We start from the raw sequence: 13,145 nt of genomic DNA, 5'->3' as shown, positions 1-13,145 counted from the left end.
CCCCGCGCCGCCCCCCCCCCCCCCCCCCGGCCGCGGCCGCGGCCGCCGCGGGGGGCCGGGGCGCGGGGGGGCGCGCGGGGGGGCGGGGCCCCGCCGCGAAGCCGCGGGTCAGGCGCCGATGTCGATGCCGGCGACCGCCTCGACCAAGCGGCGCATGTATTCGGGCCGAACGCGGTGATGCTCGCCGAGGGCGGACCAGGCCGGGTGCGCCAGGACCTGGTCCAGCGCGGTGGCGGCGTCGCACTGGTGGGGGCCGAGGAGTTCACGGGTCACGGCTGCCGCCACGACCGCCGTGGTCCGTCGCTCCGCGAGGTCGGTGAGCAGGCCGGGCAGGCCGCCGGCGGCGAGGCTCGCGCGGCAGGTGGCGAGCCAGTCCGCCGACCACCGGTGCCGCAGGGTGCGCGGGTCGCCGTCGGCGGTGCGGAAGGCGGGCGCCAGGGCGGCGCGGAGCCGGTCGGCCAACTCGGCCGGGTCACCCGCGAGATGGGGGTACTCGTCGGCGAAGTGCTGCCACTCGTGGGCGGGTGGCGGCAGCTCGTCGGTGATGTCGGGCCGCAACGGGTGCGCGACGTTGGCGGGGTCGGCCGCGATGAACACGGCGGCGAGGGTCTCGTAGTCGACGGTGCAGTGCTCGGCGAGGAGCACGGCGTCGTACAGGTCCTTGCCCTGGGGGTGCATGTCGTCGACGAGCCATACGAGCTTCCAGGCCAGGGAGAGTTCGGGCGTCGCCCCGAGCAGGCACGCGCCGCCGATCGTCACCTCCTCGGGCGGAACCGGCAGCGACTCGTTGAAGACGAAGTCGAGTTGGACGATGCCGCCGGGAGTCGTGCCGCTGGTCCAGGGCAGGACCAGCCGCCGGCCGGGGACCCGGTCGTAGGTCCAGATGTCCTCGCTCACCGCGTCGGAGGCGTGGAAGCGGATCGTGTGCGGCGCGGTGGTGGAGACGGCTCCGGACGGGGCGGTCCGGTCGGCGGCGCGATCGGGACCGTGGTCGGCCGCGTGTTCGGCCACGTCTTCGGCCGCGCGCGCGATGTCGTGCAGCATCGCGCCCGTGCGCTCCTCCTCGATCCGCCACCGCGCGGGCGTGACGACGAAGTCCAGGTCACCGGGCTCGCGCGCGGCCTCGCCGAACCACCGGGAGAGCAGCACGCTGCCGCGCAGCACGAGGTGGTCCCGCCAGGGCGAGCCGGCGATCGCGGCCAGCACGAGGTCCATCGCGGTGCGGCGGGCCGCCAGCCACGCCGCCCGGGCGGCCGGGTCGGCGAACTCCGGGTCGCTCGCCCGGTAGGCCCTGGTGTGCTGCTTGAGCGCCGGGTCGAAGACGGGCTGCTGGACCGCGTGCTCGTCGTCGACCAGGCGGAGGGTGAGCGGCAGGTCGAGCCGGTCGCGCGCGGCCTCGGTCGGGCGCCCGCGCGCCATCTCGGTCTCGCGTATGCCCAGGGACTCCCACGGGTCGGTCATCGCCGTGCCTCCCGGTCCCGCGCCGCCATGATCCATCCGTCGTCGATCGCGGCGTTGCTGTCGTAGACCACGAACTCCTCCTCCGTCTCGGCGATCTCCACCGACAGCTCCCGCACCGCGCGGGTGAGAGCCGCCAGCCGTGCCCGGGCGGTCGGCAGGCCGACACCGTGGCAGCGTTGGGTGACGAAGCGCTCCTGCCGGCCGGTGCCGCCGTGGGTGCGGCGCGCGTTCCACGACACGTGCGCGTCGTGGGCGACGGCGGCCGCGGTGAGCGCGTCGAGAGTGGCGGCGGCGCCCGGGCCGAGCGGGTCGAGCAGCACCTTCAGGTGGTGCTCGAAGTAGCGGCCGGCCTGGCGTCCCGGGTCGCCCGCGCCGCCGGGGCCGATCAGCAGCCGCGCCTGCGCGTCGGAGCGCGGCACCACCGGCTCCCACGGCGCGACCTCGATCTTCACCCGCACCGGCCGGAACCCTGCCCCGCGCAGTGCCTCCGACGCCCGGTGGCAGACGCGCAGTTGCTCCTCGTACGGGCCGCGGCCGCGCAGCGTGAGCATCGGCTGCGAGGGCGTACGGCCACGGGCCAGCACGATGTGCGTGAACTTCCACCCGCGCGCGGCCGACCACCGCTCCAGCCGGGCGGCCGAAGCGGGGTCGTCCGCGCCGCGCACGGTGAGGTGCGCCTCGAACCCGCCATCCGTCATGACCGCATGATTTCAAGCCGCCCCGCGCGGAGGGAAACGACTTTGCGGCCGGGCGGAACACCGGGGACAGCGCGGCGGCGCCGCCGGCCCCCGGGCCCCGCGGACGGGCTCACTCCTCGGTCGGTCCCAGGTCCGGCGTGTCGCGCAGGTCCACCACGTTTCGGAGCGCCGCGTGGAGTTCGAGCACCACGATCTCGTTGCGGCCCCGGCGCAGTGCCGTCCCGGGGACGTAGAGGCGGCGCTGCGGGCCGCGGGACCAGTAGCGGCCGAGCGCGAAACCGTTCACCCAGGCGCAGCCCTTGGTCCAGCCGTCCAGTTCGAGGTAGGTGTCGGCGGGCTCGGCCAGGTCGAACTCGCCGCGGTGGAAGGCCGGTCCGACGGCCGGGCCCGGACCGGCGTCCGCGAAGACCAGCCCGGTCAGGTCGTCCAGTGGCAGCGACCGGCTGGACCAGCCGGTGATCGGCGTGCCGTTGGCGGTGACGGGCCCGAGCAGGCCCTTGCGGTCGTGGACCGCCTGACCGTAGTTGACCCGGCCCTGGTTCTCGACCAGCAGCGACAGCTCGGCGCCGCCGTCGGGCACGGTGAACGCCAGGGAGTGCTCGTGGCTCTCGCGTTCCAGGACGCCGACCGGCTGGCCGTCGAGGAAGACCTGGGCGCGGTCGCGTACGGCCGGCACGTGCAGCAGGACCGGGCCTGCCGCATCCAACCGCGCCTGGTAGAGCACGAATCCGAGGCCGTCGCCCGCGCCGTGCCCGGCCGCCAGCTCCTCCATGGTCAGCGGGCGGTCGGCGGCGATCGCGGTGCCCAGGGCCGGCAGCCGGCTGAACAGCGGTGCGCGCTGGGGGAGTCGGACGCCGAGCTGGCTGAGCTTCTTGGAGGGCTCGGGCAAGGGCGCGTCGGGGACCGGCGCGTAGCGGGCGATGACCTCGCGGAAGGCCGCGTACTTCGGCGTCGGATCGCCGGCCTCGTCCAGCGGCGCGTCGTAGTCGTAGGAGGTGAGGGTCGGCCGGTAGGTGTGCTTGTCGTTGGCGCCGTTGGTGAAGCCGAAGTTGGTCCCGCCGTGGAACATGTACAGGTTGACGCTCGCGCCGGCCGCCAGCAGCCGGTCCAGGTCCGCGGCGGCGCTCTCCGCCGGCCTGGCGGCGTGCAGCCCGCCCCAGCGGTCGAACCAGCCGTTCCAGAACTCCGTGCACATCAGCGGCCCTTCGGGCTGGTGCGCGCGCAACCGGTCGAGGTTCTCCGCGACCCGGCTGCCGAAGTTCGCGGTCGCCAGCACCCCCGGCAGCGAGCCGCGGGCCAGGTCGCCCGGCTGGTCGCAGGTGAACAGCGGGACGTCCACGCCCTGTTCGCGCAGGATCTCCGCCAGCCGCAGCAGATACGGCTGGTCGTCGCCGTACGCGCCGAACTCGTTCTCCACCTGCACCGCGAGCACCGGCCCGCCCCGGCTGCCCAGATACGGCGCCACCCGCGGCATCAGCTCGGCGAGGAAGCGCTCGACCGCGCCGAGGAAGCGCGGGTCGGTGCTGCGCAGCCGGATGTCCGGGTCGGCCAGCAGCCAGGCCGGCAGCCCGCCGCCCTCCCACTCGCCGCAGATGTACGGGCCCGGGCGCAGCAGGACGTACAGGCCCTCGTCGCGGGCCAGTTCGAGGAAGCGCTCCAGGTCCAGGCCGCCGTCGGCCCGGAACTCGCCCGGCCGCGGCTCGTGGAGGTTCCACGGCACGTACGTGTCCACGGTGTTGAGGCCGAGCAGCCGGGCCTTGCGCAGGCGGTCCCGCCACTGGCCGGGATGCACGCGGAAGTAGTGCAGGGCCCCGGAGATGATGCGGAAGGGTTCGCCGTCGAGACGCAACCCTTCCCGGTCTATCCGCAGTACAGGCATGGGGTCCAGGTCCTCCGCCTTGGTGGTTCGAACATCGGTGCACGCATGATCGATGTTTGCGTAACCATCGACCTGGTGCGAGTCTGACCAGCGCGGAGTGCCGTGTCAAGGCTCCAGCCGGAGGGCGGGTGCGCGGCAGCCCAAGGGCGTGCGGCGGCACGGGTGTTGGCAGGCGCCGGCCCGGCCGCCGGCAGGCGCGCGTACGGCGCGGGCCGGGAGCCGGTACGGCGCGCGGGCCGGGAGCCGGTGGGGGCGCAACCGGGGTGCTGGACGGGGTCCGCTCAGCGCGCGCCGGCGGGCGGTGGCGCGGTGCTGGCGCGCGGGACCAGCCGGGTCGGCACCAGGTCGGTGCCGCGCGCCGCCTCGTCGTCGCGGATCTGCCGCAGCACCGTCGCCACGCAGCGGCGGCCGACCTCGGCGAAGTCCTGGTGGACCGTGGTCAGCGGCGGCATGTAGGACGCGGCCTCCGCGATGTCGTCGAAGCCGACGACGCTGACGTCCTCCGGCACCCGGCGGCCCGCCTCGTGCAGCGCCCGCAGCACGCCCAGCGCCATCTGGTCGTTGGCCACGAACACCGCGGTGCACTCCGGGTCCGCCGCCAGCCGCAGACCGGCCCGGTACCCCGACTCCGCCGACCAGTCGCCCCGCAGGACCTCCGGCTCGGCCCGGCCCGCCGCGCCCAGCACCGCGCGCCAGGCGCCGACGCGGCGCTCCGCCGCGAACGACTCCTCGGGCCCGGCCACATGCCACACCGTGGAGTGCCCGAGGTCGAGCAGATGCCGCACCGCGGCCTCGGCGCCGCCCGCCTGGTCGGTGTCGACCACGCTGTAGCGGTCGCCGGCGTTGGAGTCCACGACGACCACCTGCGCGTGGGGCGGCAGCGCCACGGTCGCCGAGTCCAGCAGGTGCACCTCCATGATGATCACGATGCCGTCGACCGCCAGCTCGCCCAGCCGGGTGAACGCCCCGCGCACCTCGTCCTGCGTCGGCACGGTCACCGGCAGCAGCGTGGTGGCGTAGCCCTCCTCGGCGGCCGACGTCGCGACCGCCTCCAGGGTGCGCATGTTGCCGGTGGTCGACATGTTGAACAGGATGACGCCCAGCGTGCGGAACTCACCGCGCTTGAGGGCGCGCGCCGCGCTGTTCGGCCGGTAGCCGAGCTCCTTCATGGCCGCGAGAACCTGCTGCCGGGTGGAGTCCACCACTCCCGGGAAGCCGTTGGAGACCCGGGAGACCGTCTGCGCCGACACCCCGGCGAGCTTCGCCACGTCGCCCATGGACGCGCCGCGCTTGCGCCGGGCCCCCTCCGCGGCCGGCTCGGTACGGGAGGCGGCCTTCGCCCGGGACTGATCGCGGGCGACGCGCTTGCCCCGCCCGGCCTTCGTGCTGTCGCTCACCGCGGTCGTACACCTCGCTGCCGCGGCCGCCGTGCGCGGGCGGCCGTGCTGGTCGTCGTCCTCGCGCGCCCGGCCCGGTCCGGCGAGCGGCCGGGGGCGGCGCTGTGTGATCGCGCAATCATACGGGCCACGCGCACGGACCCGCCGGGCATCGGCCGCCCGACGTGTCGGGCGCGAAGGGGGAGAGCGACGGGGCCGTGGAACCACCGGGCCCCGCCACTCGCCCCCCCCGCCGAATTCCTGCCGTCCACCGGATACCTGTCGAAGCGTCAGTTGACGCTGAAACCCTGCTGCTTGCCGTAGGAGACGGACTGGTCCTGCCACGCGTTCAGCCCGGAGGTCAGCGTGGTGGAGGAGACGTACGCCTTGCCGACGGTGTCGTTGAAGATCGAGTTCGCGTAGACCTGGTACGGCAGGTACGACCAGCCGGGCACCACGTCCTTGGCCGACTGCGAGAAGATCTTGTTGGCCTGCTGCCCGCCGAAGTACGGGAACTTCGTGTCGAGGAACGCCTGCGAGTCCAGGTCCGCGGTGGTCGCCGGGAACGCCCCGCCCTTGATCCGGGCCTGCACGCCGGCGCCCTGGTTCGCGTACTGCAGGAACGCGTACGCGAGGGCCTTCTTGCTGCTGGCCTTGGTGACGGCGAGGGAGCTGCCGCCGTTCTCGGCGCTGGCGTGCTGCCCGGCCTGCCACTGCGGCAGCGGCGCCGCCCGCCAGTCACCGGACGCCGAGGCCACCCCCGAGCTGAAGTTGGCGGGCATCCACGCGCCCGTCGCCAGCGTGGCGATGGTGCCGTCGGCCAGGCCCTTGTACCACTGGTCGCTCCAGCCGGAGACGGGCGACAGCAGGTGCTCGGAGACCAGCTGCTGCCACACCTTGGTGTAGGCCGCGGTGCCCGCGTCCGCGCCGAAGTCGACCGAGACCTTGGTGCCGTCGACCTTGTACGGCTTGCCGCCGGCCTGCCAGATCAGGCTGGTGGCCATGCCCGCGTCACCGGTGTCGCTGGTGATGTACGCCTTCGGGTCGGCCTTGTGGAGCTTGCGGGCGTCGTCGAGGTACTGGTCCCAGGTGGTGGGAACCGGCAGCTTGTACTTGTCGAAGACCTTCTTGTTGTAGAACAGCGCCATCGGGCCGGAGTCCATCGGCAGGCCGTAGACGCCGCCGTCGACGTTCACCGAGTTCCACGGGCCGGGGGAGTAGTCCTTGGCCAGGTCCTTGGCGCCGTACGCGCTCAGGTCGGTCACGGACTTGCCGAGCGCGAACTGGCTGAGCGCGTAGTACTCGATCTGCGCGACGTCGGGCACGCCCTTGCCCGCCTGGACGGCGTTCTGCAACGCGGTGTACTGGGTGTTGCCGGTGCCGGCGTTGACCAGTTTGACGTGCACCTTGGGGTACTTGGCCTGGAAGTCGGTGACCACCTGCTTGAGGGTGGGCTCCCAGGCCCACACCGTGATCGAGCCGCCCTTGGCCAGCGCGGACGTGACGGCGCCCGCGCCGGTGTCGCCGCTCTTCGACCCGGAGCCACCGGAGGAGCCGCATGCGGTGAGCCCCAGTGCGCCGGCGGCGAGGAGCGCGACCGCGGGTGCCCAGCGGCGAAGTGCTGTGTTCGTCATCTCTTTCACTCCGTTGTGCGTGATGTCCCGGAACAGGGAAGCGGGGGGGAGTCAGGGGGATACAGGGAGAGCGCTGCGGTCGTGGACAGCGCCGGCGGTCACTCCTTCACGCTTCCGGCGGCCAGCCCGGACTGCCAGTAGCGCTGGAGCAGCAGGAAGGCCGCGATGAGCGGGACGATGGTCAGCAACGACCCGGTGATGACCAGGTTGAAGACCGGCTGGCCGCCGGCCGTGGCCGCCTGCGCGTTCCAGGAGTTCAGGCCGATGGTCAGCGGATACCAGTCCGGGTTCTTGATCATGATCAGCGGCAGGAAGTAGTTGTTCCAGGTCGCGACCGTGGTGAAGAGCAGCACCGTGACGATGCCGGGAGCCAGCAGCGGCAGGCTGATCCGGAAGAAGGTGCGCAACTCGCCGGAGCCGTCCATCCGGGCGGCCTCCAGCAGCTCGTCGGGGATCGCCTCGGCGGCGAACACCCACATCAGATAGAGGCCGAAGGGCGAGATCAGCGACGGGATGATCACCGCCCAGGGGGTGTTGGTCAGCCCCATCTTGCTGAACATCAGGAACGTCGGCACCGCCAGCGCCGCGCTCGGCACCGCCACCGCGCCGATCACCACGGCGAAGACCGCCCGCCGGCCGGCGAAGTCGAACTTCGCCACCCCGTAGCCGCCGAGCACCGCCAGGAACGTCGCGCCGCCGGCCCCGAGCACCACGTACAGCAGGGTGTTGAGCAGCCACCGGACGAAGATGTGGTCGTTGTAGGTCAGCGTCTCCCTGATGTTGTCCCACAGCGCGAAGCGGCCGCTGAACCACAGGCCGAAGGAGTCGAGCAGCTTCGGCTGGGTCTTGCACGCGTTGATGACCAGCCAGGCCAGCGGCACCAGGGAGTACAGCACGACGATCGAGGTCAGCACGGTCAGCAGCACGCTGCGCCGCGGTCTGCCGGGGGTGTGGCGACGGGCGGAGCGGGACGTGCGCGGCAGCGGGCGGGTCCTGGTCCGGGGCGCGGGTCCGGTGCCCGCCGTGGCGGTGTCGGCGGCCATCGCTCACGCCTCCTTTCGCATGCCGCGCAGTTGGACGACGTAGGCGACGATCATCGTGACGACTCCCATGACGATCGCGACCGTCGCGGCGTAGTTGTGCTGCTGGCCGGAGAAGGACAGCGAGAAGGTGTACAGGTTCGGGGTGAAGTACGTGGTGATGGCGTTGGGCGCGAGGCTCTTGAGGATGCTCGGCTCGTTGAACAGCTGGAAGCTGCCGATGACCGAGAAGATCGTGGCGATGACCAGCGCGCCGCGGATCGCCGGGATCTTGATCGACCGGATGACCCGCCACTGGCCGGCGCCGTCGATCTCGGCCGCCTCGTACAGCGAATCCGGGACGACCCGCAGCGCGGCGTAGAAGATCAGCATGTTGTAGCCGACGAACTCCCAGGTGACGATGTTGCCGATGCTCGCCAGTACCCAGCCGGGGGCGAGCGGGTCGGGGATCGACGTGTGCAGGTGCTCGTTGACGCTCGCGACCAGGCCGAACTGCTTGCCGTACATGAAGCCCCACATCAAGGTGGCGACCACCGCGGGCACCGCGTACGGCAGGAAGATCGAGATCCGGAAGAAGTCGCGCCCGTACAGCCGCCCGCTGTCCAGCGCCAGGGCGACCAGCAGGGCGATGCCGAGCATGATCGGCACCTGGACCACCAGGAAGAGCCCGACGCGGCCCAGGCCGGACCAGAACTCGTGGTCCTGGAACGCCTGCCGGTAGTTGTCGAGGCCGACGAAGTGGTTGCCCCCGATCAACTGGTCCCGGAACAGGCTCAGATGGATCGAGTAGACGATCGGGGCCAGGAACACGAGGACGAAGACCGCCAGGAACGGGGCGACGAAGCCCCACCCGGCCAGTCGCCGCCTACCGACGCGCCCCCTGCCGCCGCGCCCCCGCCCGGTGGCGGGCCGACCCGCGGCCGATGGGGGCGAGAGGACCGCCATGGCTCATCCCTTCGCTCGGCGTCACAACCTCGCCGCGGGCTCGCGGCGAGGGAATGTTTACGTAACCATGGGCGGTGTGGAACCGCTCCTGTTTACGTAAACATTGGATTACCGTGATGCTGGCATCGCAGGTCGGCGACGTCAAGGTCTGAGTCGTGGTTGTGGACGGAACGTGATCGAGGAGGCCGGGCGGTGGAGCGCCGTCGAGCATGTCGGCCGGGGGGCGGCGCGAGGCTGGACCTCGGTGGCGTGGTGGGGCTGGCCCCAGGACGGACACACCTGCTGGCCGGGCAGTGGGCGAGAGTGGTCGTCACTAGCGTCTGCGACATGAAATCCGTTGATGCGAAAGGCGGTTCGCGCTCCGCGTTCCGCCAGGTCAGGGCCGTGGCAGTCCTGCTCGGGCTGGTGTCAGCCGCTACCACGCTGACGTCCGGTACCGCGTCGGCGGCTGGGACGGCCCCGAGCGATCGCGGCCAGTTGGTGTCCGCTCGGCAGGTGCGCACACTGGCGACGAAGCAGGACGTCGCCGCGGCAGTGGCCGCTGCCGGATTCGACACGGGCACGATCCGGTTCGGGGTGGACGCCTACCAGCTCGTGTACCGCACCGTGGACCCCGAGGGTCGGCCCACCACCGCCAGCGGCCTGCTGGTGCTCCCCCGTAGCCGCGAACACGCCTTGCGGACCGTCTCGTTCGACCACGGCACGGCCAGCTACCGGTCCGATGCACCGTCCTCGGTGACCGAGGTCGGATTCGTGTCCGCACCCGCCGTCACCTACGCGTCCGCCGGGTTTGCCGCTGTCGCCCCGGACTACCTCGGCCTCGGCGCCGGTCCCGGACCCCACCCCTGGATGGACGTGCCCTCCGAGACGACCGCCTCGTTGGACATGCTGCGGGCAGCCCGCGCCTTCGTGCCACGCACCGGCCGGGTTCTCGGACACGACGTGCTGGTCACCGGGTTCTCCCAGGGAGCCTCGGCGGCCATGGCACTCGCGCGGACCCTCCAAGCCGGTGGCGATCGATGGTTCCGGCTCGAAGCCGTCGCCCCGATCAGCGGCGCGTACGACTTCCAGCACGCCGAACTGCCGGCACTGCTCGCCGGCTCCCTCGACGCGAAATCCAGCGTCTTGTACACCGCGTATCTTCTCGTCGCGTGGAATCGGCTGCACCACCTGTACGACTCACCGGACGAAGTCTTCCAAGCTCCGTACGACAGCACCATCGAGGCACTGTTCGACGGTGCGCACACCGGGCAGCAGCTTCTCGCCGGCACACCCGACACCCTAGGCCCGCTGCTCACCCCACACGGCCTCGACATGCTGCGCCACCCGACCGCCCAACTGGCCGCAGCGCTGCGGGTGGCTGACAACACGTGCGACTGGAAGCCCCGCGTCCCGGTCCGCCTGTACGACGCCGACGCGGACGAGCAGGCGGCGAATGCCAACACCGGTCATTGCGAGGCCGCCTTGCGATCACACGGCGCGCACGCACCATTCGTCGATCTCGGCCGCCCAGACTACGAGGGGTCCCGGCACCTGGGCTCCAATGTCGCAGGCACGGCCGCCATCGTCCGCTGGTTCGGCCAACTGCACTGAGCCCGGTCGACGCGCCGCGCGCCCGCGGGGCGCACCGACCTCTCGATCGATCGGCAAGGCGGAACGAGCGGCTCGACCAGTCAGGCCGCGCCGCGGGGAGCGCGGGCCGGACCTCGTGGTCGTGGCGCGGCCGTCACGGCGCCATGGTCTCCACCCCATGTGCCGCACCGTGGCGGGACGGGCCCGCTCCGGCCAACCGGTTCTGCCCGGGCCCGACTTGCGGGGAAGCGGCGCTGTCGGTGGTGGTTCGTAGCATCGGCGGTATGCCTGATGCCTTCACCGTTTTGTGGACCCACGACACCTGCCGCGCGTTGCGTCGCGCGGGGCGGGTGGGGGAGCGGCCGCCGGTCGCGTTCGGGGGCGTGCACACGTCCCTGCCCGCCTGGTCGGGTGCCGGCCCCGGGGACGAGGTGTACGCGCTGCACGTCAACCGGTGTGTCGTGTACGTGGTGAGCCGGATGCGCGTGCTCGACCTGGAGCGGCGCGAGTGCTGCGGGGTGGCGCCGGCCGCGTGGAACGAACCCGCGTTCCCCGGACATGACGACTGGGCGATGCTGGGCGCCCACGGCTGCGGTGCGGCGGCGATCCACGTGGAGGCGACACCCGTACGTTTCGACCTCGCCGTCCCGGGCGACCTCCTGGAGCGGCTGACCTGGCGCAATCGGCGCGGCCGGACCCGCGTTCTGAAGTACGTGGCCGACGGCCGCCTCGAACGCTCGATCAGCCTCCAGGGCTTCTACCGCCTGACCGAGGACTCGGCCGGCGAGTTGGGGAAGCTGCTCGGCGCGGGCGCCTGACCGTTCCGGCGACCGGCTACGGGCCGGGCGGTGCGCAGTCGATGCCGGAGAGGGCCGTGGCCGCCGACGGTTCCCGGCCGGGGCCGGGCGCGGGGGAGGCGGCGCCGTCGCGAGCGCGGCCGGTGTGCACCCGCAGCAGTCCGTCGATGCCGCGCATCAGGGTCTCACCGGCCAGGACCGGGTCGCCGAGATAGCCGGCGCTCATCGCACCGTCGCGGAGCATGACGAAGTGCCGGCCGGCGTGCTCGGCGGGAGCGTCGGAGGTCTCGGCGAACAGCCCGGTGATCGTCTGCAGGAACCACTCGCGGTGCTGCACGACGGCCTGGTGCACCGGGTGGTCGGGGGCGGGGAACTCCGCTGCCGCGTTGAGGAACGCGCAGCCGCGGTAGCCGGGCGCGCGGATCTGCTCGACCAGGGACGCGCCTATGCCCCGCAGGATGTCGTCGGTCGGCAGGTCCGCGGCCGTCAGGGAGCCGATCTGGGCGCGGATCGCCTGGTCGACGCTTCCGATGTAGGCGACCGCCAGGTCCTCCTTGCTGCGGAAGTGCCGGTAGAAGGTGGCGTTGGTGACCTTGGCCTCGGCCACCAGCCGGTCGACCCCGACCGTGTGGATGCCCTCCGCGTAGAAGAGCTGCCCGGCGGTCCTCAGCAGCCGCTCCCGGGCCTCGGAGACTCTCCGGCCAGTGCCGGTGCCGGTGCCGGTGCCGGTTTCCGTCTGCGTCATATTGCCCATCGTAGCAGGTAGAACGGTCTCTCTTGGGCTGAGGTAGAACGTTCTCTCTTGTGTTGGCCGCCGAGGGTGTGCCAAGCTGCGTCTCGATAGAGAGAACGTTCGCTCTACCACTGCGGGGAGCTCGGCGAACGCTCCCCGTGCCCCTCCCACTCACTGGAGAACCCCATGGCATCCGCCGCCTCCGCCGCCCAGCACCTCGGCGCCACGCCCGCGCTGCGCCGGCTGTACGTCATCCGCTTCGTCTTCGCCGCCGCGTGGGCGGCGCTCCTTCTGGCGTACGGTTCCGACCTCACCGCCGGGGCGAAGCTGCTGCTGTTCGTCTACCCCGCCTTCGACGTGGTCGCGGCCGTCGTCGACGCCCGCTCGGCCCATGAGGCCGGGCCGGTCAAGGGCCTGTACGCCAACATGGCCGTCAGTTCGCTCGCCGCCGTCGGCGTCGCGGTCGCCACCGCCTCCGGCGTCGCCGACGTGCTGCGCGTGTGGGGCGCCTGGGCGATCGTCTCCGGCCTGGTCCAGCTCCTGGTGGGCGTCGCGCGCCGGGCGATGGGCGGCCAGTGGGCCATGATCGCCAGCGGCGGCATCTCCGTGCTGGCCGGTGCGTCGTTCGTCGCGAGCGCCTCGAAGGACGACCCCTCGCTGACCAGCCTCGCCGGCTACGCGGCGCTCGGCGGGATCTTCTTCCTCGTCTCGGCGATCCGGCTGCCCCGCTCGACCCCGAAGGACTGACCCGCGCGGGCCGGGGACCGCGAGCAGGGGACCGCGAGCCGCGAGCCGCGGACCGCGGGCCGGTCGCCAAGCGCCGTTTGCGCGCCGCCCGTTCGGACCGGCGTGGACGGCGCGTTGGAGGGCGCGGGGCGGTGCGGGCAGTGACCCGTACGGGTTCCGCGCGCTCTGCCGGGGGCCGGGAGCCGCCGTAATGATGAGCAGACCGCACGTGATCCGGGCGGCTCAGCGTCACTGCCGTGTGGCAGGTGGACCATGCGAGGAAG

At 72.5% G+C, this 13,145-nt stretch carries 11 protein-coding genes; 3 read left to right on the top strand and 8 right to left on the bottom strand.

Annotation, left to right across the window (positions count from 1 at the left end):
- Positions 1-108 precede the first annotated feature (108 nt).
- The 7 genes from ACIPAE_RS07095 to ACIPAE_RS07065 form a co-directional block, all read right to left on the bottom strand.
- Positions 109-1,461 (bottom strand): nucleotidyl transferase AbiEii/AbiGii toxin family protein, encoded by a 1,353-nt coding sequence (locus ACIPAE_RS07095; protein ID WP_402443436.1) that lies wholly within the window; start codon positions 1,459-1,461, stop codon positions 109-111.
- Entirely contained in the window at positions 1,458-2,159 is a 702-nt protein-coding gene (locus tag ACIPAE_RS07090; protein WP_402443434.1) for a hypothetical protein, read from the bottom strand. Before ACIPAE_RS07090 ends, ACIPAE_RS07095 begins: the two co-directional genes overlap by 4 nt.
- A 109-nt stretch (positions 2,160-2,268) precedes the next feature.
- Entirely contained in the window at positions 2,269-4,038 is a 1,770-nt protein-coding gene (locus tag ACIPAE_RS07085) for a beta-galactosidase family protein (RefSeq protein ID WP_402443432.1), read from the bottom strand.
- Positions 4,039-4,319: 281 nt separating this feature from the next.
- Positions 4,320-5,315 carry a LacI family DNA-binding transcriptional regulator gene (locus ACIPAE_RS07080; RefSeq protein ID WP_329374579.1) on the bottom strand — a complete coding sequence of 332 codons (996 nt, stop codon included), beginning with the start codon at positions 5,313-5,315 and terminating at the stop codon, positions 4,320-4,322.
- Positions 5,316-5,704: 389 nt separating this feature from the next.
- Entirely contained in the window at positions 5,705-7,048 is a 1,344-nt protein-coding gene (locus ACIPAE_RS07075; RefSeq protein WP_329373445.1) for a sugar ABC transporter substrate-binding protein, read from the bottom strand.
- Between the two features lie 98 nt (positions 7,049-7,146).
- Positions 7,147-8,091: a carbohydrate ABC transporter permease gene (locus ACIPAE_RS07070; RefSeq protein ID WP_402443430.1), complete on the bottom strand. Its 945-nt coding sequence runs from the start codon at positions 8,089-8,091 to the stop codon at positions 7,147-7,149.
- A gap of 3 nt (positions 8,092-8,094) precedes the next feature.
- A complete protein-coding gene (locus ACIPAE_RS07065) occupies positions 8,095-9,033 on the bottom strand; it encodes a carbohydrate ABC transporter permease (protein ID WP_402443428.1) in 939 nt (312 codons plus the stop codon).
- 327 nt (positions 9,034-9,360) lie between these two features.
- Between ACIPAE_RS07065 and ACIPAE_RS07060 the strand changes: the two genes are divergently transcribed.
- Both ACIPAE_RS07060 and ACIPAE_RS07055 read left to right on the top strand, forming a co-directional pair.
- Positions 9,361-10,626: a lipase gene (locus tag ACIPAE_RS07060; RefSeq protein ID WP_402443427.1), complete on the top strand. Its 1,266-nt coding sequence runs from the start codon at positions 9,361-9,363 to the stop codon at positions 10,624-10,626.
- Positions 10,627-10,889: 263 nt separating this feature from the next.
- Positions 10,890-11,423 carry a hypothetical protein gene (locus ACIPAE_RS07055; protein ID WP_402443425.1) on the top strand — a complete coding sequence of 178 codons (534 nt, stop codon included), beginning with the start codon at positions 10,890-10,892 and terminating at the stop codon, positions 11,421-11,423.
- A 16-nt stretch (positions 11,424-11,439) separates the two neighbouring features.
- Here the strand turns inward: ACIPAE_RS07055 and ACIPAE_RS07050 are convergent, their stop codons facing one another.
- Entirely contained in the window at positions 11,440-12,156 is a 717-nt protein-coding gene (locus ACIPAE_RS07050; RefSeq protein WP_402443423.1) for a TetR/AcrR family transcriptional regulator, read from the bottom strand.
- A gap of 165 nt (positions 12,157-12,321) precedes the next feature.
- Between ACIPAE_RS07050 and ACIPAE_RS07045 the strand changes: the two genes are divergently transcribed.
- Entirely contained in the window at positions 12,322-12,882 is a 561-nt protein-coding gene (locus ACIPAE_RS07045) for a hypothetical protein (protein WP_329373461.1), read from the top strand.
- Positions 12,883-13,145 lie beyond the last annotated feature (263 nt).

The organism is Streptomyces sp. NPDC087270 (assembly GCF_044744625.1).
Taxonomy (GTDB): Bacteria; Actinomycetota; Actinomycetes; order Streptomycetales; family Streptomycetaceae; genus Actinacidiphila.
This window is presented reverse-complemented; position numbering and strand designations above follow the sequence as displayed.